This is a genomic window from Niveispirillum fermenti (assembly GCF_048066175.1).
Lineage (GTDB): Bacteria > Pseudomonadota > Alphaproteobacteria > Azospirillales > Azospirillaceae > Niveispirillum > Niveispirillum fermenti.
The window spans coordinates 1-22,853 of sequence record NZ_JBLTXA010000039.1; the positions used below are offsets into that span (position 1 = coordinate 1).

Annotated in this window: 35 protein-coding genes; 24 read left to right on the top strand and 11 right to left on the bottom strand. The window is 64.7% G+C overall.

Annotated features, from left to right (window positions below; genetic code table 11):
• The 4 genes from ACM9LZ_RS22405 to ACM9LZ_RS22420 form a co-directional block, all read right to left on the bottom strand.
• Positions 1 to 326: hypothetical protein (locus ACM9LZ_RS22405; RefSeq protein ID WP_416621753.1), on the bottom strand; the 326-nt coding region annotated here is incomplete at its 3' end.
• 7 nt (positions 327 to 333) lie between these two features.
• Entirely contained in the window at positions 334 to 723 is a 390-nt protein-coding gene (locus ACM9LZ_RS22410) for a hypothetical protein (RefSeq protein WP_416621754.1), read from the bottom strand.
• Positions 720 to 872, bottom strand: a complete 153-nt coding sequence (locus ACM9LZ_RS22415) for a hypothetical protein (RefSeq protein ID WP_416621755.1) — start codon at positions 870 to 872, stop codon at positions 720 to 722. Before ACM9LZ_RS22415 ends, ACM9LZ_RS22410 begins: the two co-directional genes overlap by 4 nt.
• On the bottom strand, positions 869 to 1,396 hold the full coding sequence (locus tag ACM9LZ_RS22420) for a hypothetical protein (RefSeq protein ID WP_416621756.1): 528 nt from the start codon (positions 1,394 to 1,396) through the stop codon (positions 869 to 871). Before ACM9LZ_RS22420 ends, ACM9LZ_RS22415 begins: the two co-directional genes overlap by 4 nt.
• A 46-nt stretch (positions 1,397 to 1,442) precedes the next feature.
• On the opposite strand from ACM9LZ_RS22420, the gene ACM9LZ_RS22425 reads away from it, so the two are divergent.
• Positions 1,443 to 1,646, top strand: coding sequence for a hypothetical protein (locus tag ACM9LZ_RS22425; protein ID WP_416621757.1), 204 nt, complete (start codon positions 1,443 to 1,445; stop codon positions 1,644 to 1,646).
• Positions 1,647 to 2,061: 415 nt separating this feature from the next.
• Positions 2,062 to 2,397, top strand: a complete 336-nt coding sequence (locus tag ACM9LZ_RS22430; RefSeq protein WP_416621758.1) for a helix-turn-helix domain-containing protein — start codon at positions 2,062 to 2,064, stop codon at positions 2,395 to 2,397.
• A 425-nt stretch (positions 2,398 to 2,822) separates the two neighbouring features.
• Here ACM9LZ_RS22430 and ACM9LZ_RS22435 read toward each other — a convergent pair whose 3' ends face one another.
• The gene (locus ACM9LZ_RS22435) at positions 2,823 to 3,212 is read right to left on the bottom strand and encodes a helix-turn-helix domain-containing protein (protein WP_416621759.1); all 390 of its coding nucleotides are present in this window, start codon (positions 3,210 to 3,212) and stop codon (positions 2,823 to 2,825) included.
• A 242-nt stretch (positions 3,213 to 3,454) separates the two neighbouring features.
• Here ACM9LZ_RS22435 and ACM9LZ_RS22440 point away from each other — a divergent pair, with 242 nt between their 5' ends.
• From ACM9LZ_RS22440 to ACM9LZ_RS22545, 22 genes are all read left to right on the top strand, one after another.
• On the top strand, positions 3,455 to 3,724 hold the full coding sequence (locus ACM9LZ_RS22440) for an acyl carrier protein (protein WP_416621760.1): 270 nt from the start codon (positions 3,455 to 3,457) through the stop codon (positions 3,722 to 3,724).
• Positions 3,721 to 4,368, top strand: coding sequence for a hypothetical protein (locus tag ACM9LZ_RS22445; RefSeq protein WP_416621761.1), 648 nt, complete (start codon positions 3,721 to 3,723; stop codon positions 4,366 to 4,368). The genes ACM9LZ_RS22440 and ACM9LZ_RS22445 overlap by 4 nt, the downstream gene beginning before the upstream one ends.
• An 18-nt stretch (positions 4,369 to 4,386) precedes the next feature.
• On the top strand, positions 4,387 to 4,674 hold the full coding sequence (locus tag ACM9LZ_RS22450; protein ID WP_416621762.1) for a hypothetical protein: 288 nt from the start codon (positions 4,387 to 4,389) through the stop codon (positions 4,672 to 4,674).
• A gap of 54 nt (positions 4,675 to 4,728) precedes the next feature.
• Positions 4,729 to 4,995, top strand: a complete 267-nt coding sequence (locus ACM9LZ_RS22455) for a hypothetical protein (protein WP_416621763.1) — start codon at positions 4,729 to 4,731, stop codon at positions 4,993 to 4,995.
• Between the two features lie 2 nt (positions 4,996 to 4,997).
• Positions 4,998 to 7,415 carry a ParB/RepB/Spo0J family partition protein gene (locus ACM9LZ_RS22460; protein ID WP_416621764.1) on the top strand — a complete coding sequence of 806 codons (2,418 nt, stop codon included), beginning with the start codon at positions 4,998 to 5,000 and terminating at the stop codon, positions 7,413 to 7,415.
• On the top strand, positions 7,412 to 7,744 hold the full coding sequence (locus tag ACM9LZ_RS22465) for a hypothetical protein (RefSeq protein WP_416621765.1): 333 nt from the start codon (positions 7,412 to 7,414) through the stop codon (positions 7,742 to 7,744). Before ACM9LZ_RS22460 ends, ACM9LZ_RS22465 begins: the two co-directional genes overlap by 4 nt.
• Positions 7,737 to 9,809, top strand: a complete 2,073-nt coding sequence (locus ACM9LZ_RS22470; RefSeq protein WP_416621766.1) for a DNA cytosine methyltransferase — start codon at positions 7,737 to 7,739, stop codon at positions 9,807 to 9,809. Before ACM9LZ_RS22465 ends, ACM9LZ_RS22470 begins: the two co-directional genes overlap by 8 nt.
• Complete coding sequence (locus ACM9LZ_RS22475; RefSeq protein WP_416621767.1) at positions 9,809 to 10,081, top strand: hypothetical protein; 273 nt, start codon at positions 9,809 to 9,811, stop codon at positions 10,079 to 10,081. Before ACM9LZ_RS22470 ends, ACM9LZ_RS22475 begins: the two co-directional genes overlap by 1 nt.
• Before the next feature lie 26 nt (positions 10,082 to 10,107).
• Entirely contained in the window at positions 10,108 to 10,491 is a 384-nt protein-coding gene (locus tag ACM9LZ_RS22480; RefSeq protein WP_416621768.1) for a hypothetical protein, read from the top strand.
• A gap of 46 nt (positions 10,492 to 10,537) precedes the next feature.
• On the top strand, positions 10,538 to 11,176 hold the full coding sequence (locus ACM9LZ_RS22485; protein ID WP_416621769.1) for a hypothetical protein: 639 nt from the start codon (positions 10,538 to 10,540) through the stop codon (positions 11,174 to 11,176).
• Positions 11,173 to 11,667 (top strand): ASCH domain-containing protein, encoded by a 495-nt coding sequence (locus ACM9LZ_RS22490; RefSeq protein ID WP_416621770.1) that lies wholly within the window; start codon positions 11,173 to 11,175, stop codon positions 11,665 to 11,667. The genes ACM9LZ_RS22485 and ACM9LZ_RS22490 overlap by 4 nt, the downstream gene beginning before the upstream one ends.
• Positions 11,664 to 12,353 carry a hypothetical protein gene (locus tag ACM9LZ_RS22495; RefSeq protein WP_416621771.1) on the top strand — a complete coding sequence of 230 codons (690 nt, stop codon included), beginning with the start codon at positions 11,664 to 11,666 and terminating at the stop codon, positions 12,351 to 12,353. The genes ACM9LZ_RS22490 and ACM9LZ_RS22495 overlap by 4 nt, the downstream gene beginning before the upstream one ends.
• A 125-nt stretch (positions 12,354 to 12,478) precedes the next feature.
• Positions 12,479 to 13,141, top strand: a complete 663-nt coding sequence (locus ACM9LZ_RS22500; protein ID WP_416621772.1) for an AAA family ATPase — start codon at positions 12,479 to 12,481, stop codon at positions 13,139 to 13,141.
• Complete coding sequence (locus ACM9LZ_RS22505) at positions 13,138 to 13,494, top strand: hypothetical protein (protein WP_416621773.1); 357 nt, start codon at positions 13,138 to 13,140, stop codon at positions 13,492 to 13,494. The genes ACM9LZ_RS22500 and ACM9LZ_RS22505 overlap by 4 nt, the downstream gene beginning before the upstream one ends.
• Before the next feature lie 372 nt (positions 13,495 to 13,866).
• A complete protein-coding gene (locus ACM9LZ_RS22510) occupies positions 13,867 to 14,787 on the top strand; it encodes a replication protein RepA (RefSeq protein WP_416621774.1) in 921 nt (306 codons plus the stop codon).
• A 280-nt stretch (positions 14,788 to 15,067) separates the two neighbouring features.
• Entirely contained in the window at positions 15,068 to 16,333 is a 1,266-nt protein-coding gene (locus tag ACM9LZ_RS22515) for a hypothetical protein (RefSeq protein ID WP_416621775.1), read from the top strand.
• A gap of 9 nt (positions 16,334 to 16,342) precedes the next feature.
• Complete coding sequence (locus ACM9LZ_RS22520; protein ID WP_416621776.1) at positions 16,343 to 16,654, top strand: hypothetical protein; 312 nt, start codon at positions 16,343 to 16,345, stop codon at positions 16,652 to 16,654.
• The gene (locus ACM9LZ_RS22525) at positions 16,623 to 18,089 is read left to right on the top strand and encodes an SNF2-related protein (protein ID WP_416621777.1); all 1,467 of its coding nucleotides are present in this window, start codon (positions 16,623 to 16,625) and stop codon (positions 18,087 to 18,089) included. Before ACM9LZ_RS22520 ends, ACM9LZ_RS22525 begins: the two co-directional genes overlap by 32 nt.
• 1 nt (position 18,090) lies before the next feature.
• Positions 18,091 to 19,386, top strand: a complete 1,296-nt coding sequence (locus tag ACM9LZ_RS22530) for a DUF3440 domain-containing protein (protein WP_416621778.1) — start codon at positions 18,091 to 18,093, stop codon at positions 19,384 to 19,386.
• On the top strand, positions 19,386 to 19,802 hold the full coding sequence (locus tag ACM9LZ_RS22535; RefSeq protein WP_416621779.1) for a hypothetical protein: 417 nt from the start codon (positions 19,386 to 19,388) through the stop codon (positions 19,800 to 19,802). The genes ACM9LZ_RS22530 and ACM9LZ_RS22535 overlap by 1 nt, the downstream gene beginning before the upstream one ends.
• A complete protein-coding gene (locus tag ACM9LZ_RS22540; protein ID WP_416621780.1) occupies positions 19,799 to 20,473 on the top strand; it encodes an IbrB-like domain-containing protein in 675 nt (224 codons plus the stop codon). The genes ACM9LZ_RS22535 and ACM9LZ_RS22540 overlap by 4 nt, the downstream gene beginning before the upstream one ends.
• Positions 20,473 to 20,811 carry an Aca2/YdiL-like domain-containing protein gene (locus ACM9LZ_RS22545; protein ID WP_416621792.1) on the top strand — a complete coding sequence of 113 codons (339 nt, stop codon included), beginning with the start codon at positions 20,473 to 20,475 and terminating at the stop codon, positions 20,809 to 20,811. Before ACM9LZ_RS22540 ends, ACM9LZ_RS22545 begins: the two co-directional genes overlap by 1 nt.
• Positions 20,812 to 20,859: 48 nt before the next feature.
• Here ACM9LZ_RS22545 and ACM9LZ_RS26195 read toward each other — a convergent pair whose 3' ends face one another.
• The 6 genes from ACM9LZ_RS26195 to ACM9LZ_RS22570 all read right to left on the bottom strand — a co-directional run bounded on the left by ACM9LZ_RS26195 (position 20,860) and on the right by ACM9LZ_RS22570 (position 22,844).
• Positions 20,860 to 21,042, bottom strand: coding sequence for a hypothetical protein (locus tag ACM9LZ_RS26195; RefSeq protein ID WP_465123043.1), 183 nt, complete (start codon positions 21,040 to 21,042; stop codon positions 20,860 to 20,862).
• A complete protein-coding gene (locus ACM9LZ_RS22550; protein ID WP_416621781.1) occupies positions 20,960 to 21,412 on the bottom strand; it encodes a hypothetical protein in 453 nt (150 codons plus the stop codon). The genes ACM9LZ_RS26195 and ACM9LZ_RS22550 overlap by 83 nt, the downstream gene beginning before the upstream one ends.
• On the bottom strand, positions 21,409 to 21,681 hold the full coding sequence (locus ACM9LZ_RS22555; RefSeq protein WP_416621782.1) for a hypothetical protein: 273 nt from the start codon (positions 21,679 to 21,681) through the stop codon (positions 21,409 to 21,411). Before ACM9LZ_RS22555 ends, ACM9LZ_RS22550 begins: the two co-directional genes overlap by 4 nt.
• Positions 21,681 to 22,160, bottom strand: a complete 480-nt coding sequence (locus ACM9LZ_RS22560; protein ID WP_416621783.1) for a M15 family metallopeptidase — start codon at positions 22,158 to 22,160, stop codon at positions 21,681 to 21,683. Before ACM9LZ_RS22560 ends, ACM9LZ_RS22555 begins: the two co-directional genes overlap by 1 nt.
• Before the next feature lie 74 nt (positions 22,161 to 22,234).
• Positions 22,235 to 22,570 carry a hypothetical protein gene (locus ACM9LZ_RS22565; protein WP_416621784.1) on the bottom strand — a complete coding sequence of 112 codons (336 nt, stop codon included), beginning with the start codon at positions 22,568 to 22,570 and terminating at the stop codon, positions 22,235 to 22,237.
• The gene (locus ACM9LZ_RS22570) at positions 22,563 to 22,844 is read right to left on the bottom strand and encodes a hypothetical protein (RefSeq protein ID WP_416621785.1); all 282 of its coding nucleotides are present in this window, start codon (positions 22,842 to 22,844) and stop codon (positions 22,563 to 22,565) included. The genes ACM9LZ_RS22565 and ACM9LZ_RS22570 overlap by 8 nt, the downstream gene beginning before the upstream one ends.
• Positions 22,845 to 22,853: the final 9 nt, after the last annotated feature.

Below are 22,853 nucleotides of genomic sequence, written 5' to 3' on the forward strand. Positions count from 1 at the left end.
AATTCCGCGCGCGGATACCGCCGCAACAGGATCGCATCGCGCGCCGCCTCTCCCTGCTCCGCTTGCGCCACGGCCAGCGCGCGCAGCACGGGCAGAACCGCCGTGCCCGACCAGACGCGCGACAGTGCATCCAGCCGGTCCAGCGGCAGGCCCGCGCGCAACAGGCCGTCGGCACTGTCGATGCCGGCCAGCATCCAGGCGGGCGCATTCTCCCGGTCCAGCGGCCGCACACCCTCCACCCCGTCCAGGGTGAAGCGGACCAGCACGGCCACACAGGGCCATCCCTCCCCGGCTTCCATCATGATGGTCAGATCGATGCTGTCCATGACACCCTCACAGATCGGTGTAAAGATCGGCGGGATCGCGCGGCATCGCCGCCGCCACCCCGTTACCTCCGGCCCGCCGCTGCCAATTGGCCCGCCCCCGCCCCGGCCGCACATCCTCCGGCGGCGGCGCAAGGGGCAACAGATCGGCGCGGTTGAAATCCACCATGGCGGCCGACAGGCGGGCCAGGGCATCGGGGCCGGGCATCAGGGCGCATTCCTGCGCCACCAGGCGGAACCGCATCCGTGCCGCGCTCTCCCCGTCCACCGCCGCCATCTGCCCCGCCGCGCGGCGCAGATCGGCCAGCGCCGCCGCATCATCGGGCGACAGCGACAGGCGGCACGCCGCCATGACGGCCGCCATCTCCGGCGACAGGTCCCGGTCCACAGGCCGCGTCATGGCACCCCCCGGAATTCCAGGCACACGGAAACCGCCACCGCCCCGATCAGCCAGGCATACAGCGCCCCCTGAAAGACGATGACGCCCCACGCGATGCGGCGGGGACGGGCCGGCCCGTCCGGCGGCATGTCGGTCCGGTCCTCGCTCATGACCCACCCCCGACCACGCGCAACCGCCCCCGGTTAATCAAGGCACGGCCCGCCAGATAACGCTGTGCGCTTTCCACCACCCGGTTCAGCCGCGCATCAATGCGCGCCTGTTCCACGGGATCCACCCGCCCATCATCGGCCAGGGCCTCGGCAATCTCCTGGCTGAAACCCGCCACATCGGCATTGACCGACCACAGGCCGGTATCCGCCGGCGCCAGCCAGTCCGCCCCGCCCATGCCGATGGGCCGCAGCAGCCCATTGACCAGATCGGGACCCAGCACGGCGGCCAGCCGCATGAACTGCCACATCACGGGCGTGTTGCGCTCCCCCATCCAGCTACCCAGCGTGTTGGGATTGACCTGCGCCGCGTCGCACACATCCTCGCGCGAAAACGCCTTGCCCCGGCCGACCGACCCGCGCAGCGCATCGGTGAACCATTGCTGCACCAGCTCCGCCGTAATGGCGCTGGCCGGCATTTTGGTGCCGGACGCACCTGCATTGCCCGTCTTTGGTGTGTCACCCATGGACATCTCCCGGCATGCTGGAAACATGGATAGAAGGGGGAAGGCAATGGCCTGGACGGAGGAAGGGTATGAAACCCATGTGCTGGCCCTGCGCCGCGCCTTGCGCGACCGGATGGCCGCCCATCTGGACGGGATGGCGCAGGATGCCGGCGAAGGCCTCCGACTTCCCGATGGCGGAAGGCTTCATGACCCACACCATCTGCGTGCGCTGGCCGAACGGCTGCGCGACGGACCAGACCGGGCATGCTGACAGGGAAAGAACGGGGCGGACCGGTCGCACGGCCCGCCCCGTCAAGTCACCACCGCCAAGCGGTCCAACGGCGGCGGTGGGGAGGCTCGGATATCCGGGGCGGGTCATGCGGCATACCTCCCCGGATGAATGGCGAAAAGGTCGGGCCACAGCAGTTCGGGCCGCTCGCCCAGATACAGGGCAATCCTGACCGCCATTGCCGGGCTGGGCTTGCCCGCCCGCTTCGCGGCGGAAATGGCCTGCTGCGTGCAACCAATCTCAGCCCCCAGCAAGGCCTGTCCGCCTGCCTTCCGTATTGCCCGGACAATGGGGGTGGGTTCGTTCCGTTCCATGCTCCCGAAATACAAAATGATTTGTATTTTTTCAACAGGAACTTTTGGGCGCGGCGAAACAATCGATTTTGTAAGATGGCGGCATGACCAAAAACCCCGAAACCAGCCTGGACACGATCGGCAAGCGCGTGCGCGCCAGGCGCAAACATCTGCGCATGACCCAGGGCGATCTGGCGGCCGCTGCCGGATGCACACAGCAATCCATCGTGCAGCTGGAAGGCGACAAGATCACAAACCCGCAGAAGATACTGGAAATCGCCGACGCGTTGGGTGTGTCTGCCCGCTATCTCAAGATGCTGACCGATGATCCCGCGCCATCCATCACGACCGCCCGGGTGCGGGCGGAACTGGATGACGATCTTCCGCCCGAAGCGATCGCCCAGATTTGGGCGCTGATCCAGCGCTATAAGCAGCCCTGATCCGCCGGATACCGGCCAGCACCTGTGCCGCCCGATCGGGCGGCAGACCCATGATTTCGTTTATCAACGCTTCTTTTTCGTCTGACACAGCCGCCACACTGCCCAATGTTAGGTTTGCCATCCTATTACAATAGGAACGTAATAGCAACGCCGGGCGCGTGCGCACTATCCTATCGCACAGCATGATCGCCCGTGACTGTCGCGGACGAAAAGGCATAGCATCGTATGCCGTCCCGGCGGGACGACATAAGGCGGACGGCCCTTGGTCGGTGCGGGTACATGCCCGCATAGGTCCGGCGTTCGCAGCGCCGGGCCACCCGCTGGGCGGCATAGATACCCTATCCAGAGGGTCAGGGTGCGCGCAACCCAAAAATGCATTAATAGATTATGTTAATCGGGGCGATTGCATGCGGATGTATGCAGCGTCAATCACCGCCCCGCAAGCGCAGCAGCGCGATCTCACCGGCCAGAACCTGACAATATGCCGCCGCCGCTTCTATCCGCCCATCGGCCAGTGCCTTGCCCAGCCGGGCATAGGCGGCACGGGCATTCGCCTTGGGATCGGCCACATCGTTACCCACCGACCGGCGGCGCAGCCCCTCGATATCTTCCGGGGTGATGGGCGGCATGCCCTGCCCCACGATGGCGCGCAACCGCTCGACCAGCGGGGCGGGCAAGCTGTCATGCGGGTGAAGGTCCGGATCCTCATACCGGTAATAACCGGATGCCGACCGGTACCCCAACTGGCGGGCAAAGGCTTGCCGACTTAATCCCGTCCGCTTACGCAGCGCCTGCAACCGCTCGCCTACCCGCATTGACCGCTCCATTGCTGCGGCCCCGATCATGCACCGCTCGCCCTATCGCAATCCGCGACAGCTTCTACCGCTGCGGGCGGTATACCCCCTATCGGGCATACACGGACCATAGTCCTTCACCGGACGGCGGCGCATGGCACACAAAGAATTTTGTATGGGGTGGCGTCAATCCGCTTGCGAAATACAAATCATTTTGTATTTTGGGTGTGCGAACACGGTTCGCCACCACCCCGGAGGCACTTATGCACCCCGACGAGCAGCGGCAGGATATCGCCGCGCGCATCAAAACCATTCTCACCGACATGGTCGGGGAGGCACCGCAGAGCGAGGAAGCCCGCCTGATCAAGGATCTGGGTTTTGACAGCCTGGACCTGATCGATCTGGCCATGCGCCTGGAGGAGGAATTCAGCATCGCCATCCCCGATGAGGTCTGGGATGATACCGGCGATAAATCCATCCGCGATCTGCATGATCTGGTGTCCGCCCGCCTGACGGAAAGGACCCCCGCATGACCGCCCCGCCGCTGGCCGCGCACGGCCTGACCCTGACCATCACGCCCGCCAACGGACAGGGCAAGGGCATGGCCGCCCGACTGCTGGACCGGCTGGCCCGCATGGCGGATGCCATGGGTGTCAATGTGGCGGACACCGCGCATCTGCCCGACGGCCGCGCCCGCGCCGTGGTGTCGTTCGCGGACGCGGCCCCCCGCCGCACCATCGCCCCGCCGCTGGATCCGCTGCCTTTGCTGGCCGCCATCCTCTATCGCCCGGCCCCGGCCGATCTGCGCCCCGCCGGCATGGCCGATGGCGCGGAGATCACGCCCGCCGCCATGCTCTGGCGGGCCGGCATGACGGGACAGCCCCTGCCGCTGGACTGGGCCCTGCATGGCATGGCCTCACAGCATGGGCCGGACCCCATGGCCCTGTCGCTCTGCCCCCTGCTGCTGGCCCGTCACCGCATGCTGCCGGACAATGTCACGGCGCAGGCGGCCCAGACCATCCTGTCCCTGCTGCTGGGCGCCGGTCACGGTCAGGTCCGCGTCCGCGATGGCGGCACCCTGGATACCATCCTGATCCCGGCCCAGCTGGTCCGCGCCCTGGTCAGCACCGACGGCACCCTGCCGCCCCACCCGCCCGCCATCTCGGCCGTGGCGTAGGAGAAGGAGATGCGGCCTATGAATATCAAGATTGAAGGCGATGCGCTGATTGTCCGGGTGCCGCTGGATGCGCTCGCCACCGCAACGGAACTCTGCCCGGCCTTGGACGATCTGGCCTTCGATGACTATGGCAAGCCACGCGAAATCAAAGTGACGGATCACAAGGTCTGGGCGGGCGAAGTGCTTTGTGAACTGACAGCGGAGCGCGAGGACGGCACCAATCTGCTGGACCGCGCGTTTGATCGCGCCATCCGCAATGCCGTCGACGCTGGCGCCAGGGGCATCAGCATCACCGGAATTATCTAAAGCAATCCCTCCCCCCAAGACGTAAGCGAACGTCCGGCCATGCGGTCCGGGCGCATGGAGACTCGCATGTCAAAACGCCCAATCTTTGACACGGCCGCATTATGGAACGGTCTGACCGACGAACAGCGGCGCGCCATCGGCGTTGCCGCCATTGACCGCGAGATCACACTTCATGGCCGCGACTTCATCGATCTCGATGATTTCGGCGGCGACATGGATGTCGATGCTGATGATCGGCTTTTTAACGCGATCGAGGCCGCGATCGATCTGATCAAGATCGACCATACCGAATTCCCCCTGCCCAGCTTCAAGGGAGCCTGACCATGCCTCGCGCAAAGACCGGTGCCGCCCTGGCAGCCCTGGCCGCCACTGTCGGCGGCAATCCGGACGTCATCGCGGCCAATGCGCCGACCTTGACAATCCCTCGTTTGGGGGAAACACGGGGCGACTTTCTAAAGCGGATGCGACAAGAAAAAGGGCTGTCGCATGGCGCTTTGGCCAAAGCGACCCATCAGGTTTTCACCGGACGCATCATCAGCCAGGCGCAGGTTCAGAGGGCCGAACAGAACCCGGAGGCGTTCGAAACCGACATTGAGCTGTGGCAGACCTTGGCCCTCGCGCTGGACCTGCCGGAAGGGCGGTTGTTGCGCGCACCGCTGGCGGTTGTGGCACAAGCATCATCCGCCAACACCCCGGACGGTTCGCGCCTCATCACCGACGATCCCGCCATCGTCGGCCCGCTCTCGCAGATCATGCATGCCGCGATGGAAATGTCCCTTGCGCCCCGGCCCGACGAAACGCGCGGTGCCTTCCTGAAGCGCATGCGCCAGGAACGGGGCATGACCCTGGAAGAATTGGCCGACGCGACGGACCAATCGGCCCATACGCTCGGCATGGCGGAAAAATACCCCGAACAGTTTCCGTCACCCCATTCGGACGGGTTCTGGCAGCTGGCGGCCGACGCCCTGTCCCTGCCTGAAGACATTTTCCTGTCGGTGCCCGCCTCCCTGCCGGTAGTCATCGTCCCGGCACAGCCGGCAGCGGCGCTGGCCGAACTGCGCAAGGCCCTGGCACCCACCCCCGCCGCCACCGTGACGGCACCGGCCACCATCGCCCCGCCCGCCCCCGCCGGCATCGCCCTGCTGCGTCACGCCGATCTCTACCCCAGCCCCTTCAACAGCCGCAAAAACTTCGACGCGGACGAACTGGAGCTGCTGGCCGGCACCATCGCGACCCAGGGCCTGTTGCAGAACCTTGTCGCCCGCCGCCGCCCCGATGGGCGGGGGGAAATCGTGGCCGGTGAACGGCGCTGGCGGGCCATCGGCCTGCTGATCGACCGGGGCCAATGGGACGCGGACGCCGCCAACATCCCCACCCTGCTGCGCGATATGACGGACACCGAACATCGCGCGGCCATGATCGTGGAAAACCTGTCGCGCAAGGACCCGACCCCGCTGGAGGAAGCCAGGGGCTTTGCCGAGTTGCAGGAAATGGACCCCGATCTCTACACCACCGACCATATCGCCCAGACCATCGGCGTCACCCCCCGCATGGTGCAGCAGCGTTTGAAGTTGCTGACGGCCCTGGCGCCGGAGGCTTTGGCCGCGTTGGAGGATGGCACGATCAGCGTCTCCATGGCCCGCGCGCTGTACCAGTCGCCATCCACGGCGATGCAGCGGACCATCATCGCCGCCATCCGCGCCGGCGATGCCCGCCTGCAAAGCGTGAACGGCATCAAGGATTACGTGACGCGCGGCATGATCCCCGTGTCCCGCGCGAAATTCCCCATCCAGATGTACATGGACGCGACGGAGGGACATGACGGCGACGAAATCGTCGAATTCGAAAACGGGGCTCGCTACATGCCCCACCGCGACACGTTCATGGGCTTGCAGGAATGGTGGTGCCAGGAACGCTGCCGCGCCCTGATGCAAGAAGGATGGGACTGGGCCCATGTCGAACCCACGCTCGCCCACTGGAAATACACCCACACCGACGTGAAGCAGAAAGGCGCCGGCTGCGTTCTGGTCTTGTCCCCAACTGATGGTTCGGTGACCGAACATCGGGGCCTGCTGCCCGTGCCGGCCAAGGCCCCGGCCGGCGGCGGCACGCGGGTGACCCTGCCCGTCACCCTGCCCGACACCGCGATGGTCAGCCCGCCGGCCGCCGCCTTCTCCCTGCCCCTGTCGCCCCCGCCGCCACCCGCTGCGGCGGCACCGGCCGCCCCGCCGGCAAAACCCGACCCGTTATTGAGCCATGCACAGCAGCACGCGCACCGCTCGGACATGGAGTTTTTCCGGGGCCGCCTGATGACGGCCCTGATCGAAAACCCCACCGACATGATGATCCTGATGATCCTCGACAGGGGCCGGCCGCACACCGACAGCCTGTTCGAACGGGTCCACAGCAGCGATTGCGTGCTGCCCGCCTCCCTGTTCCATGATGATGATGGCGATCCCGGCCCCCTATTCCCCGCCATCGCCCAGGTGCAGGTTGATGACGAAGAAATCCCCCCATCGGACAACACCTGCGTATTCAGCAGCCGCGACGCCATGGGCGGCGCCCTGCTGGAACTGATCGCGGAAGGCGACCCGGGATCGATTGCCGAAACCTGGGCCGGCCTGATGGCCGACACGATCTTTCTCGACAGCGGCACCCTGCACCCCGTCTGGCGCGAATACGCCACCCTGCGCGCCATCCCCCTGCCCGACCATTTCCGCATGCAGGGGGCCGGGCAATGAAGATCCGTCCGGTGTTTATGCGCGGGGCCTTCTGGGTCGGCGTGAATTGGGATTTCGACCGGCGTCGCGTCCACATCATGCTCCTGCCCACTCTCGGCATCTGCATCCAACTCGCGGCGCCAGCGCGTCAGCCGTCAACAGAAGCGCAGATCGCCGCCAGGACCCTGCGCCAACTGGCCCGCGTCCTGCGCCGGAAATCAAGGGATGGCGCGGTCATCAACAGCCCTCATCACAGCGCCCTGATCATCGCGGCCATTCAGGTGACCCAGTCTTTACTGGCCGACAACCTGGACGCGGCGGCCGACCAGATGGAGAATTCCGGTGATTGACACCACCCTCCCCCACCCCTACGGGCAACAGCGCCTGACCGTCTTTTCGCTGTGCTGCGGCCTTGGCGGGCAGACCAGGGGCTTCCAGAAGGCGCGCATCCGCATCGGCCCCATCGATGCCAGATGGGAATGCATCGGCGGCATCGACAGCGACCCGGCGGGCCTGCGCGATTTCGAACGGCTGACGGGGGCCAGGGGCACATTGCTGGACCTGTTCGACCGGGACCAGTACCAGGCCTTCCACGGACGCCCGCCCCCGCCCGGCTGGCGGGAGGCAACGGCCGAAGACCTGCGCCGCGCGGCAGGGTACGAGGTGCCGGACTGCGTCACCATCTCCGCCCCCTGCAAGGGCATTTCCGGCCTTCTGTCGGAAAAGGTGGCCGCGACCCTGAAATATCAGGCGCTGAACCGCCTGACCGTCCGCTGTGTCATGCTGATGCGGGAGGCATGGCCGGACCCGGCCAACGCCCCGCGCATCGTGCTGTTCGAAAACGTCCCCCGCATCCTGTCGGCACGCGGCCGCCACCTGACGGACCAGATCCTGGCCATCTTTGCCGAATGGGGCTTTGCCGCGCGGGAGACGGTGCATTGCTGCGGCCGTCTGGGCAATCTGGCCCAGGGGCGCAAGCGCGCCCTTGTGGTGGCCCGCAACACCACCCTGGTCCCCGATTTCCTGTATGAACCGCCGCAGCATCCCCTGCGCGGCGTGGGGGAGGTCATCGGCAAGCTGCCCCTGCCCGGCGACCCCATCGCCGGCCCCATGCACCGGGTGCCGGCGCTGACCTGGGCCACCTGGGTCCGTCTGGCCTTCGTGCCGGCAGGCAAGGATTGGCGCGCGCTGAATGACCTGGCCGTGGTGGACGGCCATCTGCGCGACTGGGCCATCGCGCCGGCCCGCACATGGCACGCCGACGTGATGGGCGTGCGCGACTGGGCCGCCCCCACCGGCACCGTCACGGGCCGCGCCAGCCCCACCACGGGCGGCCATTCCGTCGCCGATCCCCGCCCCCATCTGGGCCACAGCTACAGCCAGTTGGGCGTCAATGACTGGGCACAGACCACGGGCGCCGTGACGGGCCAGCAATCACCGGGACAGGGCCGCATCTCCGTTGCGGATCCACGGCCGACCGGCGGCACCCATCACAACAATGTCTTTCGCGTCGTTCCCTACGCGGCCCCCGCCCCCACCGTCACGGGCGGTCACGGCCCCAGCTCCGGCGGTGGCTGTGTCGCCGATCCATGCCCGCCCGCCGGCACCCACAGCAAATGGGCCGTCACCCCCATGGATGGCCCCACCCGGACCGTCATCGCGGGCAGCACCACGGGACAGGGCGCATCCGCCGTGGCCGATATCCGCTACCCCTGGGGACCCAACGCCCACACCTCTAAAATGGCCGTCCGCGACTGGCACCACCCCGCCGGGACCGTTACGGGCAGTGACCGGGTGGGCAGCGGCGCCATGTCGGTGGCCGATCCCCGCCCCGAATTCCTGCGCGACACGCAGCAGCGGGACCATTACCAGACCGGCGGCCATTACGGCGTGCTGAACTATGACGAACCGGCCAGGGCCGTCAGCGCCCATCCGAAAAACAATAACGGCTTCAATTCGGTGGCGGACCCGCGAACCGCGTTCGCCGGCGATACCGACCCCATCACCCTGCCCAGGGCCAATGACCGGATGGTGGCGGTGATCATCGCCGCCGACGGCACATGGCACCGGCCTTTCACGACGCTGGATCTGGCCGCCCTGCAATCCATCGTCGATGTAGAGGCTTACGCCGCCGCCCTGACCATCTGGCGCCGCGCCTGCGCCCATGCCGCGCGCCAGGGCCAGCCCCTGCCCGCCCCGCCCGAGGCCTTCGACCTGGACGGCAACAGCGACAGCGCCAAGCGCGAGCGCATCGGCAATGCCATTCCGCCCGACAGCGCCGAAGCCATCGCCGTGGAAATCGGCCGGACCCTGCTGCTGGCCAGCATGGAGCGCCGGACCCCCATCGCCAAAACCCCCGTCTGGGTCCGCCCCCTGGCCACGGCCCTGACCTTGCCGGCCCATGGAGGCGCCTGATGCCCGCCGCTTCATCCCATGACAATTGGATCGCCACCCTGCCCGTGCTGCGACTTGCCCCGCGCGCGTTCATGGACCTGCTGGAATATAGCAGCTCGCTGCCAACGGGAACCACACCAGGCAAGCGGTGGCGCCGGCTTGACGGCGTTTTCGACCACCGATGCACGCGGCCGCGCTGGATTATTGGCGAATATGGGGCGCCCAGCCCAGACGGTAAGCGTATCGCCGTGAACTGGTACCGCCCCATCATCTGCGTGCGGGCGGCATCATGAACGACCGCATCCGCCGGGGGGCTTGCATGACCGCGCGCAATGGCACCCCCTGGACAGACACTGAAGGCCGCTTGCTGCGCGATCTCTTTGCCAGCGGCGCATCCAATGCGGAAATCGCGGCCCGACTGGGCCGCAGCGAAGCCGCCATCCGGGTCAAGGCCAGCGCGCTATGCCTGACCCGCCCATGGAAGATGCAGGCGCCGCCGCTGCAATGGCCGCCGGCACCGGCGGCCGCCCCACCACCGCCATCATACTGGCATTCAACGCCCGCCCCGCCACTGGCAGCGCGCAGCCCCAAGCCCGCGCCCACGGAACGGCGCTGCATGACCTGCCAAAAGCCCTTCCAATCCGACGGCCCGCACAACCGCATGTGCGGGACCTGCCGGCACCTCAGCCAGCCCTTTGATTAACCGCTGATATAGCCGCATGCCCCGGCGCACGGGGCGGAGAGACATCATGACGGATTGGCACCCCATCGCCACAGCACCCACCGCCTGGATCCGGGAGCCCAGCTTTGTGCTGGGCGGCCACAAGGTCACCATCCGCAATGGCGATGCCATCAAGGTTCGCGGCACGTGCAATGGCCTTGACTGCGAGAACTTCGCCTTCTGGGCGCAACAGGAAGGTTTCGACCATGGCGGGGAACCCCATTGGTGGGACCCGCAACATGAGGAGCCGCTGCCCTACGCGCCCACTGAATGGCGCCCGCTCACCCCGGCGGATGAGGCGGCGCTGGATCATCCGGAACAGGCCGCCGATGCATCGGCATCCGGTCCACCCTCCCCTCCCCTGCCGCCGCCCACGGAACAAACCACCATGAAGGCCCAGGCTTTCTTGTGGCTGCTGAACGCCTATGGCGGCCGCCCGTTGGTTTGGGCGCAGGCATGGGGCCGCCTGCTCTGGCTGTCGGGCGTACCCGCCGGCGCCGACCCGGACGGTACGATCAGCACCGATCTGGGCGATGGCTACACGCTGGAACAGGACCAGGCCCTGGATTGGGAATTGAACCGTGCCAGCTACACCAACCTTGCCGCCGCCATCATCCGCGACCTGGGCCAGGCCGCCGGCTTTACATTCAAGGGGGACCCGGCATGACCGACCTTCCAGCCATCGCCCTGTCGGTGCGCCAGCCCTGGGCATGGGCCATCGTCACGGGCTTCAAGGATATCGAGAACCGCAGCCGCGCCGCCGTCAGCAAGGGGGATATGCGCCCCCGCCCCATCGCCATTCATGCCGCCCTGGGCATGACCAGGGCGGAATATGAGGACGCCGCCGACACCATGGCGCGGATCGGCGTCACCTGCCCCCGGCCCGACGATCTGATCCGGGGGGCCATTGTCGGCGCGGCCACCGTCACCGCCATCGTTGACCGGCACCCCAGCCCCTGGTTCTTCGGACCGCGCGGCCTTGTCCTGGCCAATGCCCGCGCCGTCACCCCGATCCCGGCGGCGGGGAAGCTGGGCTATTTCGAATGGCATGCCGGCGGCATGCTCCCCCCTCCCCTGCCATGGATGCGGACATGGCCGAACCGGGCCGCACAAGCCCTGGTATTGGACATCCTGTTCAATAGGGAGGATGGCCGATGACCCGCAAACCGCGTTCGCGCCCGCTGCCCGACTGGCTGCCCGACTGGCTGCGTGACCTGCCGGCGGCGGTGGCGGCGGAAAAGGCCTGCGATCTCTTGCCGGACATGGACGCCGGTTGGCTGCTGCCCGGCCCTTACGCCCGGCAGCTCGCGGCCGGCGCCGGCAGCCTGATCAGCATTGCCATGACGCAGGCCGAAAAACTGCCATACCCCGGCCCGCTGACAATGATGATGGAAACGCTGATAGACGCCGAACCGCAGCCTTGGCCGGAAGGCGAAGGCCCGACGGCGCAAAAGGTGACGGCGGGTTGGGCCGGGGACATGGCGCAGCTAATCGACAACACCAGCCGCAACCGGGGCAATCAGGCCGATTGCCGCCGCGCAATGGTAAAATCCGAAACAATCCCAGCTAAAGGCATCGCCCCGCTGATCCTTCCCATCACCCGCGCCATGGTCTGCGGATGGTTCACCGTCGCCCTCATGCGCCGGGCTTTCGCGACGGAAGAAGCGAACCGGAGGCTGGGGTTCCTGCTGGCCCTGCTGCACAGCCTTGACCAGATGTTTTGGGCCGATCATGGCGGGTGGCCGTGGCGACCGGTGAAGGTCTGCCCACAGCAGATGTTCCTGGCCCGGGAACAGGTTGCCGCGTCGTTAGGCGCCAACGTCGGCGCAGCGGGCCGCGCTTAACGGAACCGCAGAAACACATATTTACGTAAAAACAATAATGCACATTTTTGTGTTTGCGCTTTTGCGCGTTCGCGAATATGTGTGTTTTAGTGTTTGCGTTCTTCTGTGTTCCTGCGGGAGGTTCCATGGCCGCCACCATTGCCGTCGCATCCGCCAAGGGCGGGTGCGGCAAAACCACGACCGTCATTTTGCTGGCAACCTATCTGGCACAGGCCGGATATCGCGTCACCGTCCTGGACGGCGATATCAACCAGCATGCGGCCGCCTTTGGCCTCCTGTCCGACCTGGATAATTTCAGGGTCGTGCCCGACATCACCGAAGCCAATGTCCTGCGGGCCATCCGCACGGCAGAGGCTGACGGCGCCGATGTCGTGATCATCGACCTGCCGGGCGGCACCTCCGTGCTGTCGCTCAAGGCCATGCACTGCGCGCATCTGGTCCTGATCCCGACCCAGACCAGCCTGCCCGACGTCAAAGACGCGGTGAAGACGACGCAGCAGGTGGATGATGCCCAGGAAATGGCCCGCATCCCCATCCAGCGCGCCCTGCTATGGACCCGCGTGCCGGCGGGTTTTGAAAGCGTCTCGGCACGCCATGTGCGCCAGCATGTGGAAGCGATGGACCTGCCCCTGTTCCGCACGGCGCTGATGGAGCGCGCGGCCTATCGCGAAATGCATGTGACGGGCAAAACGCCGGCCCAGACCGACCCGATGGGCGCGGCGGCCGCCAATGTCGCCGCCATCGCCGAAGAACTTCTGGCCCGGCTGACCCCGAAGGAGAATGCATGATGCCGCCCAAGACGACGCTACCGCCGATCGACCTCACCACGCGCCGCCCGGCCCTTGGCACGCTGCCCAGCCGCGCCGGGCTGACGGACGAAGAAATCGAAACCCATTCCCTGCGTACCGGCGCCGCCTGGGGCGCCTCGCAACAAATCCCCGCCCCGGCGCCAGCAGCACCCCCACCCACCCGCACCGCGCGCCTGGGCCTGATCATCCCAGGCTATCTGGACGATCAGTTGCGCGAGCAATCGCACCGCCAGCGCAAATCCATCACCGCCCTGGTGATGGCGGCATTGCATCAGGCGGGATACCAGATCGACGATGCGGACCTTGTCGCGGACAAGCGCAGAAAAACATAAATTGGTTATTCTGCGTTTGCGTATTTATGCTTTTGCGTATTTCGGTTCGTACTTTGGTGACGCCCCTGTCACGCCATCGATAGGAAGGTCAGGGTAGGGGAGCGCCAGCCACCACGCCGCGATTCGCCCGGATGAAGGGCAGGGCCGGGGGTTCGTACTTTGGTGACGGGGCGGTTTTCCCCTCTTATCCACCGTACTTTGGTGACGCTGGATTCGTACTTTGGTGACGGGAATCGGACTTATGCACCGTACTTTGGTGACGATACTAATAACTAAATCCTAATAGCCCTCAAATAGCCTGCGTCACCAAAGTACGATATTGACCGGGCAGGGCAGGCGGCCAAGATTTCAACAGGCAGAAGGGAAAACGCCATGGCCCAGATCCATCACCTGATCACCGCACAGGGCATCGATTTTGCCCGGCAGGTGACACAGGACAAGGCGGAGCGCCAGGCCGTCGATACCGCCTTTGCTGTCCTGTCGGACGCTGATCAGCGTATCGGGATCATGCATGCAGGCTTTGCGATGACAGCATTGCCGCACCGTCAGATCCCCGATCTGACCTGGGTACGGCAGACAGGTGACGTGAAGCTGGTTGTTGAAAGCGGCCGCGACGCCGATCAGGCACCCGTCGGCATACCCTACGGGTCTATCGCCCGCATGATCCTGCTCTATTTACAGACAGAGGCGGTCAAAACCAGATCACGCGACATCCCGCTGGGCCGCAGCATGAACCAATGGCTTGCCAATTTGGGCGTAGATAGTGGCGGGCGGCAATATCAACTGGCCCGTGAACAGAGCAAGCGCCTGTCGCTCTGCCGCCTGACCTTTTTTCGGGCGGGCGCTGCCGGGACCATGGTGAGCAACGGCAGTTTCGTGCGCGACGCCATCCTGCCATCCAGCCGGGCCGATGACGATCAACTGACACTCTGGCGAGAATCCGTCCGCCTTGACGAGGGATTTTACGACAGCCTCATGCAGCATCCGATGCCGGTCCGGGAAGCCGCCATCCGCGAAATCGGCAGCCGGTCTATGGCCATCGACATCTATATCTGGTTGGCCTATCGCCTGCATGTGCTGGACCGCCCGACACCGATCAGTTGGGCGGCACTCTATGCGCAGTTCGGGGGCGGTTTTGCGCAGATCCGACAGTTTCGCGCCAAGTTCCGGGAACCGCTGACCCTGGCGCTGGCCGCATACCCCGAGGCGCGGGTCAGCATTGATGACGCCGGCGTGATCCTGTACCCGTCCGATCCCGCCGTGCCCTATGCCAGGATGGCAGCCATCCGATAGGGCACAGCGGCGGGGCGTCACCAGAGTACGAACGCGGTTCGCACCCCGGCGCCCTTGCTGCACCGCCATAGCACCAAATGGTCATGCCATGCTGCGCCCGCGAAAAGGACGCATGAATAAAGTCCCGGCAGACGCCACGACTTTGGTCCCGCGACAATCGGCTTCAAGGACTTTGCCAAATATTATTTCGGATTTTCCATATCGCCCCTTACGGCGCTTTCGGGGCTGGCGGCCGGCCCTGGACGCGCATGGGAGAGACTGGAAAGCTAAAAGCACTTGCATGGTGCGCAGCCGCGATTTAGATTCCCCCTATCAGGCAGCGATTGAGCGCAGCCTGACCACTATTGAGAGTGAGAAAATGGCCAAGGCCCATTATGCCTGCCCCGAATGCGGGCAATCCATCCTCGTTATCGGTCAAAACCGCAAAGACGCGGATCGTCGCGCCGATCGGTATGAAAAGACTGGCCGCGTCTGCGCAGATTGTGAACGCAAGCAGCGGCAAACGGATTACCGCGCCGCGGCGGCCGCCAACAGGGAAGCGGGCCTTGCCCCGATCCAGTCTGGATCAGATGCCCAGATTTTATGGGCGGAATGGCTGCGCCATCACGCCCTGAAGGATTTGGTCGCTGCCGTCGCCATTGTGGCCGGCGAAACCGACTATCCAGAGGAAATCCATGACGCAGAGACACAGCGGCTTGCACAGAATGCAAATCGTCTGGTCAGGGCGCTGGGGCCGGATGCGGAAGCTAGCAGAGCCCTGCTTGCCATCGCGAAAAAGCAACTGTCTGCTTCCTGGTGGATCGACATGCGCGGGGGCGACATTGGCGATCTGGCCTCATCCCTCAAGCAGCATGTCCGCGAAGCCCTGCGCCCTGTACCCCCGCCGGAAGTCGAAACAGCAACTATCCTTCAACCACCCCAGCCGACCGTCCTGATTGCTGATTTAAGTTGGCGCAATGGCGTGCTGGTGGCCAAGCTGGAAGAGAAAAACGAAGGCTTTATCCAGGCAATGCGCATTCTTGGGTATAGCTGGTCCGCACCTCTATGGCAGCGAACCCCGTTCGCAGGGGAACCGGCCGATCTGCTGGCCGAAAGCGCCCATCATCTGCTGGCCAGCGGCTTTGCCGTCCGGCTGCATGATCCCGCCGCCAGAGCAAAGGCATTGAGTGGCGCGTTTGAGCGGGAAGGACTGCGTTGGATTACCGGCGGCACCACCACCCATGCCGGCCGGCTGGTTGTCACTTGGCCCCGCCATGATGATTTCTATGACGCCGCCCGCAGCCTCCCCGGCTCCCGATATAGGGACAAGCGCGTCAGCGTCCCCGCAGCCCGCTTTGAGGAGGTGCTGGACTTTGCCGAAACACATGGCTTCAGGGTCCACAAGTCGGCGCTGATCCTGATCGACAAGATACGCGCCCAACTGGCCGCCGGGGGCGTGATTGATGTGCCACTGGGTAATGCCGAACCGGTGATTGTCAATTTGCCGGAAAAGCCGCCAGCGCTGACGCCTGTCGTCACCGACATTGACCCCGATCTGGTGGATTGAGGGCGGGCCATGGACATCGTAATTCACACCGTCGCCGCCGCCACTTGGACGAAATACGGAAAATGGCGCGTAGAGCTGGAGCTGGCCAATCAGCCAAAGCGCACATGCTGGCTGACTGCCGCACAATACGAATTTCTGGCCAGCGCCTTCAAACACACCAAAAGGGGCTATAGCGACAAGCGGTGCGTTGTTATCGGGGAGTTCAGCGACGAAGGCCGATACATCCGCTGCCGCGCCATCCATAAGCCGCCACAGCCCAAACACACCACGCCCTTGGTTGAGGAATTCGATGCAGCGCCCGACCTTCTCGATCACGACTGACGATATGCAGCACCAGACGGCGGCCGTCGCCAAGCTGCTGCCCAGTCGGGTGGGGGCTTTGTTCATGGATATGGGGACCGGCAAGACGCGGACAGCCCTGCGCCTTGCCCAAATCCGCCAAGCCAAATGGCATCGCCTTTTCTGGTTCTGCCCCTGCGCCGGCCGGGAAACCATCCGGTCAGAGATTGCCAAACACACTGACCTGACACCCAGCCAAGTCTATACGTTCAACGATGCGACCAGGGCGGAAACCGCCCCCCGTAGCGCCCGCATCTACATCATCGGCAGCGAAAGCATGGGCGGATCGGACAGGGTGGCCATGGCTTACCGCGCCCTGGTCGCCCCCGACAGCGCCGTCACCGTGGATGAAAGCCAGTACATCAAAGGGCACCGCGCCAAGCGCAGCCAGCGCATCACCCGGCTATCAGCAGAGACACGGTATCGCACCTGTTTGACCGGCACGCCCTACAGTCAGGGAGCTGTTGATCTTTACAGCCAGATGAATTTCCTGTCGCCGAAGATCCTGGGCTACCGGTCATTCTGGTCATTCGCTGCCAACCACCTCGAATATGAAATGAGAAAAGATGCGTGGGGGCGCAAGCGCCGCACCGGACGCATCATCCGTAGCCATAATGAGGAATATCTGGCCGCCCGCGTGGCACCCTATGTCTATCAGGTCCGCAAGGATGAATGCCTGACCTTGCCCGAAAAGCTGTATGAAACGCGCGCCTGCACCATGACGGGTGAACAGCGGGAGCTATACGAGCGCGCCAAGCATGAAATCCTGTTGCGTCATGATTATGACGACTGGTCGCCGGTAAAGATTTTCCGCCTGTTCACGGCCCTGCAAACCATCACCTGCGGATGGTGGCACCGAACAGACCCAGACACGGGCCGCCGCCATCTGATCGAGGTGCCGCACCATCGGCTATCCCTGCTTACCCACACTATCGCCGATATCCCGCCCGGCGAACCGGTTCTGATCTGGGCGAAATATCGCAGGGCCATCCATCATATCCGTGAAGCACTGGCCGTTACCCATGACCCCGCACAGATCGCTGAGTTTCATGGCCATCTGACAGAAAACCAGAGAGCGGAGAACATTGCGCGATGGCGGGCCGGGGCACGCTTCCTGATCGCTACCCAGGACACTGGCGGACAGGTCCACACCTTCAACGAAGCTGCCTATGCCATCTTCTATGCGGACAGCTTCAAATATGACAAGCGCGCACAGGCAGAGGATCGCAATCATCGCATCGGCCAATGGCGCCCCCCGGTCTATGTGTCGCTGTCATGCACCGGCACAATCGATGACCGCATCACCGCCGCTATCGAGACGAAGGGCGATAGTCTTGCGGCTTTTCAGCGAATGGTTAACCTTTACCGCACTCAGGGGATGCGCAGCAGCGCTATCGCCCTGGTGAAAGGGCTGTGAGATGCACGTAAGCGAAACCCTGTCGATTGACGTTCTGGAGGCCGCGCGCCGCCGCATTGCCTATGTCTTTGCTCATTTCGACAATGTGGTTGTGGCCTTCAGCGGCGGCAAAGATAGCGGCGTCTTGCTCAATCTGGCCATTGAGCATGTGGAAAGGCACGAGCCAGCCCGCCGCATTGGCGTGTTTCACTTGGACTATGAGGCACAGTACAGCGCCACGACCGATTATGTGGATGCCACATATCAGGATCTGGCCGGCCGGGTGGAAAACCTGCGCTGCTGTGTGCCGGTGAAGGTGCCCACCTGTACCAGCATGTACCAGACCTTTTGGCGGCCCTGGGAGGAAGAGAAGCGCAATCTGTGGGTCCGGGATCTGCCGCCTTATCACCTCTCGGCCGCCGACTTCCCCTTTATCACCCCGGAAATGAGCGACTACGAGTTTCAGGAACGTTTTTCCCTCTGGCACCACCAGAAGACCGGGGCGGGGCGCACCTGCATCCTGATCGGTTTGCGGGCAGAAGAAAGTCTTGACCGGTGGCGCACCATCGTCAGCGACAGGAACATACACAAATTCCAAGGCCGCCCCTGGACCACCAAGGTCTATGAGAATGTCTATAACGCCTATCCCATCTATGACTGGGCTGTTGAAGACATCTGGCGGGCCAATGGGCGCTTTGGCTGGCGATACAACAGCTTGTATGACCTTTTTCATCAAGCCGGTGTGCCACTCCATGCCATGCGTGTGGCCAGCCCCTTTATCAGCGCCGCCAAGGCCAGCCTCAGCCTTTATCGCGCCATTGACCCTCAGATATGGGGGCGCTTGGTCAGCCGCGTGAATGGCGTGAATTTCATGGCCATCTATGGGGACACCAAGGCGGTGGGATGGCGGGAGGTGGAGAAGCCGGCGCACATGACATGGAAGGATTACGCCATGTTCCTGCTGGACACGCTCCCTCCGGAGACGGCGGAAGGTTTCCGGCAGAAGCTGGCCACCAGCATCAAGTTTTGGCGCGAAAAGGGTGGCGTGCTGACTAATGAAACCATGGATGACTTGCGTCGCGCTGGCATCCATTTTGAGGTTGGTGGCCCCACCAACTATAAGACCGACAAACTCCCCGTGCGCATGGAATATGCCGATGACGTGGAGAGCAACGAGTTTCGGTTAATACCGACATGGAAGCGGCTGGCCATCACCATCCTGAAGAATGACCACGCTGGAAAGTACATGGGATTTGCGCCCACCAAGGCGGAAATGGCCCGACGTGCAGAGATCATAGAAAAGTACCGGGGGCTATAATGATCAAAACCTATCTGCAGGGCACCGATGGCGACAGCGAACTTTTCGGCTCTATCGGGGCATGGTTAGTTGACAAGGATATCCATGCCCGGCTGGGCATTGCACCGACAGCAGCGCGGGGGGATATCTGGTGGATCGACTATGATGACGACGGCCAGGTGATCGGCTTCGCCAACGCTCGCAGGTTTAAGTTGCCGAAGCTGCATATCCGCCTGCTGATTGCCGTTGACGATGATGCTGAAAGACCCGTCCGGCTGGTGCAGGCAATTGAAGAATATGCCAGGGCCACCCCCCTGAAGCAGATCTACACCAACGACCGCGCCACCAGCGATTTCTGGCCGACACTGGGCTATCGCATGGCGCCACCGAACAAACGACGCGGTGTTTTCCGCCGCTTTGAAAAGGACTTATTATGAGCGACGCCGACCAGATCGTCACCGCTTGCACCGCCCTGTTCGCGGGGCTGGATGACTTGCCGGTACAAGAGCGTATCGACGCCATCAACCGCATCCGCAGCGCCCTGCACCAGCATTCTCCCCATGCCGGGGAGCCCGTTGATTGTGTCCTCTGGCTGCCGGAGGAAACCGTCCGTGGCAATGATTACAACCCCAACAGCGTGGCCCCACCGGAAATGGCCCTGCTGGAACAGTCCGTGATGGAAGATGGCTATACCCAACCCATCGTTGCCTGGGAAAGCGGCGAAGCGGAACATGAGGTTGTAGACGGTTTCCACCGCCACATGCTGCCGAAACGCTTGCCAATGCTACGCGCTCGCCTGCATGGACGGCTTCCCGTCGCATTGATCAAAACCAACCGGGCGGAGCGGCACAGCCGCATGGCCTCCACCATCCGCCATAATCGAGCACGGGGCACCCACGGCATCGACCTGATGGTGCAGATGGTGGGTGAACTTTCACAGATCATGTCCGATGGCTGGATCATGAAGCATTTGGGCATGGATATGGATGAACTGTTGCGCCTCAAGCAGATCAGCGGCATCGCCAGCCTGTTCAAGAGGGATGATTTCAGCCAGGCCTGGGCCGCCAACAGCGCCGATGCGGCACGCTATGAGAAAGGCGAAGTATGATGGAGGGGTGGCGGCTCGAAGCCCTGCGCAGATTATTGTTCTACAGTCGTCAGGAAGCAGGGATGTGGGTGGCGTCTACGCCAGAAAGACCTAATGGTGTTTCAGAACGCGCATGGCGGCAGTGGGAGACGGGAGCCGCACCCGTGCCGGCGGATGTATCTGCCTCGATTTGCGGCCTGGTAAAGTGGCGGCAAGAGATAATTACAAGCGGCTTTGCCACATCCACATGGGTTGATACAGCAGACCAGTGGGCAGAGAAACATACACTGCCATTACGATACTGGCGCCCCTATCAATCGGCTATTGCAGCAATCCAGGCAGCCCGGCTGTCTGGGTAATTCCATGCGAACGCGGTCCGCATGGGAATGTTTTTCGACGACCCACCCTCAAGGCGCCCCATCCACCACCGCCCGCACCCCGCCCAGCCGGTCCCGGCAATCGGCCCCAGCATCGGCCAGCGCCAGGATGTAGCGGGCCACGGCCCGATCATCCGCCGGGGGCGGGGGCGGGGCGGGCTCCGCCGTGCAGGTCAGCAGGGCGGCCGGCACCGGCACCCGTACCACCTGCACTTCCGTCAGCGCCGGCTTGACGGGCCCGCAGCCCGTCAAGCACAGCACCAATAGCGCCACTATCGGCGCATGCGCTCGTGTCCGGTGCATGCTCTATCCTCCGCTCGATGGCAGCGGAAGCACGCAGCCGCTCCCGCTCCGCCATGGCCGCCGCCGTGACGGCGGCGAGGTTTCGTTCCGCCGCTGCCGTCACGGCGGTGACGGCAGCGGCATTGCGGGCGGCTGTCTCCCGCGCCAGCGCTTCCGCCAGCCGCGCGGCGTCAAGCGCCTGCCCCCGGCCATGCCAGGACCAGCCCAGCCCGGCCAGCGCCAGCATACCGGCCAGCAGCAGCCAGCGGCCGCGCAGCAGCCCTGTCAGGGTGGCGATCATGGCGCACCCCCCTGCAGCTGGCCGCCCGCCAGACCGCGGCGCAGCGACAGCCAGCCGCCGACCCGCTCGGCCGTGGCGCCGGTGACGTACAGGCCCACGGCCAGCACCATCATCTCCGCCCCGGTATCGACCAGCCGCAGGGCCAGCGCTTCCCCCCGGGCGAGTCCGGCACCGGCCGCCAGTGTGGCGGCACCGGCCAGGAACAGGGAGGCCGCCGCCGCGATGCGCCGGGCCGGCCAGGGTGGGGTGTCGGGCAAGGTATCCATCATCACGCCCCCCTGGCCGCCGGATAGAGGTGCGCCGGCAGCTCGAAATGCGGCCCGTCCAGGAAGGGCCGCGCGCCCGCGGCACGGCGGCGGGCGGCATAGCCCTGCGACACCTCTTCCGGGCCGGCATCGCCCGTGTCGGTCAGCGGCACGTCCCACGCCCCGCCCCAGCGCAGCGGCACCTGTTCCAGACGCCCGGCCGTGCGCATGGCCGCCGCCACGCGGTGGACCAACGGCCAGTCCCAGCGCAAGGCGCCACCTACCAAGGGCGCCAGGTCCACGGCATGGCCCGTGATATGGCGGCTGGCCATGGTCTGGCTGGCCCCGGCCGCCACCAGCTCCCGCTGGCGCAACACCGTGCGCAGCCCTTCCACGACACTGAAATCGACATCGCTGACAGTGATGGCGCGCTTCACGACGCGCACCAGATCGGGATGCACGCCGTCCAGCCGCGACAGGCTGGTTCGACCCAGGATGAACATGGTTGCCCTCCTTGCAGGCATGAAAAAGCCCGCCATGAGGCGGGCCGGTTAGGTGATGGGAATGCGACAGGCCGTCAGGGCGGCTTGCGCGGGTGCAGCTTGTTAAGCTGCGTCCAGACATCCCCCAGGCCGTGCTGCAACTGTGGCACTACGGCCCTGATCGCGGCCAGGTCCTCCCTCATGGCTGCGATGGCAGCACGGCCGGCCTTGTCATTGGCAATGTCAGCCTCTGCCTTGGCCAGCCGGCCAAGGATTTCTACGATCCGGATTTCAATAGCGTGTATCTGCTGCGGCAGCCCGTCCAACTGCCGTGCCTTGCCACCGGCCAACCAGCGGATGCCACCCATCACACCCGCTGCCGCCAGCGCCAGGGCGGCCCCCTGCACCATGTCTCCACTGATGTCAGGCATCGGCCACACCCCTTTGCTCTGCCCGTACCTTGGACCACACGGCGCAATGATCGGTCCACGCCCGCTTGCAGTGGCAAGGACCGGTCCATGGCCGGTTCAGCCGGTCGATCAGCACCACCAGCCACCGCCCGCGGCGCACCCCGCGGCGGCGAAGCTCCCAGGCCCCGGCCGACAGGGTCACCTCCCGGTCGCCCGTGCCGATGACGATATTCAGCGCGCAGCTTGCCAGCGACGCCACCTCCAGCAGGCGGCGCCGTACCTCCCTCCAGAACATGTGTGCCTC

Excerpts from the sequence above, each read along its gene's own strand:
- ACM9LZ_RS22500 (WP_416621772.1), top strand. The coding sequence starts at position 12,479 with ATGGCCGCCACCATTGCCGTCGCATCCGCCAAGGGCGGGTGCGGCAAA.
- ACM9LZ_RS22450 (WP_416621762.1), top strand. The coding sequence starts at position 4,387 with ATGAATATCAAGATTGAAGGCGATGCGCTGATTGTCCGGGTGCCGCTG.
- ACM9LZ_RS22540 (WP_416621780.1), top strand. The coding sequence starts at position 19,799 with ATGAGCGACGCCGACCAGATCGTCACCGCTTGCACCGCCCTGTTCGCG.
- ACM9LZ_RS22430 (WP_416621758.1), top strand. The coding sequence starts at position 2,062 with ATGACCAAAAACCCCGAAACCAGCCTGGACACGATCGGCAAGCGCGTG.
- ACM9LZ_RS22460 (WP_416621764.1), top strand. The coding sequence starts at position 4,998 with ATGCCTCGCGCAAAGACCGGTGCCGCCCTGGCAGCCCTGGCCGCCACT.
- ACM9LZ_RS22565 (WP_416621784.1), bottom strand. The coding sequence starts at position 22,570 with ATGCCTGACATCAGTGGAGACATGGTGCAGGGGGCCGCCCTGGCGCTG.
- ACM9LZ_RS22495 (WP_416621771.1), top strand. The coding sequence starts at position 11,664 with ATGACCCGCAAACCGCGTTCGCGCCCGCTGCCCGACTGGCTGCCCGAC.
- ACM9LZ_RS22570 (WP_416621785.1), bottom strand. The coding sequence starts at position 22,844 with ATGTTCTGGAGGGAGGTACGGCGCCGCCTGCTGGAGGTGGCGTCGCTG.
- ACM9LZ_RS22515 (WP_416621775.1), top strand. The coding sequence starts at position 15,068 with ATGGTGCGCAGCCGCGATTTAGATTCCCCCTATCAGGCAGCGATTGAG.
- ACM9LZ_RS22465 (WP_416621765.1), top strand. The coding sequence starts at position 7,412 with ATGAAGATCCGTCCGGTGTTTATGCGCGGGGCCTTCTGGGTCGGCGTG.
- ACM9LZ_RS22435 (WP_416621759.1), bottom strand. The coding sequence starts at position 3,212 with ATGCGGGTAGGCGAGCGGTTGCAGGCGCTGCGTAAGCGGACGGGATTA.
- ACM9LZ_RS22535 (WP_416621779.1), top strand. The coding sequence starts at position 19,386 with ATGATCAAAACCTATCTGCAGGGCACCGATGGCGACAGCGAACTTTTC.
- ACM9LZ_RS22545 (WP_416621792.1), top strand. The coding sequence starts at position 20,473 with ATGGAGGGGTGGCGGCTCGAAGCCCTGCGCAGATTATTGTTCTACAGT.
- ACM9LZ_RS22410 (WP_416621754.1), bottom strand. The coding sequence starts at position 723 with ATGACGCGGCCTGTGGACCGGGACCTGTCGCCGGAGATGGCGGCCGTC.
- ACM9LZ_RS22440 (WP_416621760.1), top strand. The coding sequence starts at position 3,455 with ATGCACCCCGACGAGCAGCGGCAGGATATCGCCGCGCGCATCAAAACC.
- ACM9LZ_RS22505 (WP_416621773.1), top strand. The coding sequence starts at position 13,138 with ATGATGCCGCCCAAGACGACGCTACCGCCGATCGACCTCACCACGCGC.
- ACM9LZ_RS22490 (WP_416621770.1), top strand. The coding sequence starts at position 11,173 with ATGACCGACCTTCCAGCCATCGCCCTGTCGGTGCGCCAGCCCTGGGCA.
- ACM9LZ_RS22510 (WP_416621774.1), top strand. The coding sequence starts at position 13,867 with ATGGCCCAGATCCATCACCTGATCACCGCACAGGGCATCGATTTTGCC.
- ACM9LZ_RS22560 (WP_416621783.1), bottom strand. The coding sequence starts at position 22,160 with ATGTTCATCCTGGGTCGAACCAGCCTGTCGCGGCTGGACGGCGTGCAT.
- ACM9LZ_RS22425 (WP_416621757.1), top strand. The coding sequence starts at position 1,443 with ATGGCCTGGACGGAGGAAGGGTATGAAACCCATGTGCTGGCCCTGCGC.
- ACM9LZ_RS22455 (WP_416621763.1), top strand. The coding sequence starts at position 4,729 with ATGGAGACTCGCATGTCAAAACGCCCAATCTTTGACACGGCCGCATTA.
- ACM9LZ_RS22420 (WP_416621756.1), bottom strand. The coding sequence starts at position 1,396 with ATGGGTGACACACCAAAGACGGGCAATGCAGGTGCGTCCGGCACCAAA.
- ACM9LZ_RS22475 (WP_416621767.1), top strand. The coding sequence starts at position 9,809 with ATGCCCGCCGCTTCATCCCATGACAATTGGATCGCCACCCTGCCCGTG.
- ACM9LZ_RS22530 (WP_416621778.1), top strand. The coding sequence starts at position 18,091 with ATGCACGTAAGCGAAACCCTGTCGATTGACGTTCTGGAGGCCGCGCGC.
- ACM9LZ_RS22480 (WP_416621768.1), top strand. The coding sequence starts at position 10,108 with ATGACCGCGCGCAATGGCACCCCCTGGACAGACACTGAAGGCCGCTTG.
- ACM9LZ_RS22525 (WP_416621777.1), top strand. The coding sequence starts at position 16,623 with ATGCAGCGCCCGACCTTCTCGATCACGACTGACGATATGCAGCACCAG.
- ACM9LZ_RS22415 (WP_416621755.1), bottom strand. The coding sequence starts at position 872 with ATGAGCGAGGACCGGACCGACATGCCGCCGGACGGGCCGGCCCGTCCC.
- ACM9LZ_RS22485 (WP_416621769.1), top strand. The coding sequence starts at position 10,538 with ATGACGGATTGGCACCCCATCGCCACAGCACCCACCGCCTGGATCCGG.
- ACM9LZ_RS22520 (WP_416621776.1), top strand. The coding sequence starts at position 16,343 with ATGGACATCGTAATTCACACCGTCGCCGCCGCCACTTGGACGAAATAC.
- ACM9LZ_RS22555 (WP_416621782.1), bottom strand. The coding sequence starts at position 21,681 with ATGATGGATACCTTGCCCGACACCCCACCCTGGCCGGCCCGGCGCATC.
- ACM9LZ_RS22445 (WP_416621761.1), top strand. The coding sequence starts at position 3,721 with ATGACCGCCCCGCCGCTGGCCGCGCACGGCCTGACCCTGACCATCACG.
- ACM9LZ_RS22550 (WP_416621781.1), bottom strand. The coding sequence starts at position 21,412 with ATGATCGCCACCCTGACAGGGCTGCTGCGCGGCCGCTGGCTGCTGCTG.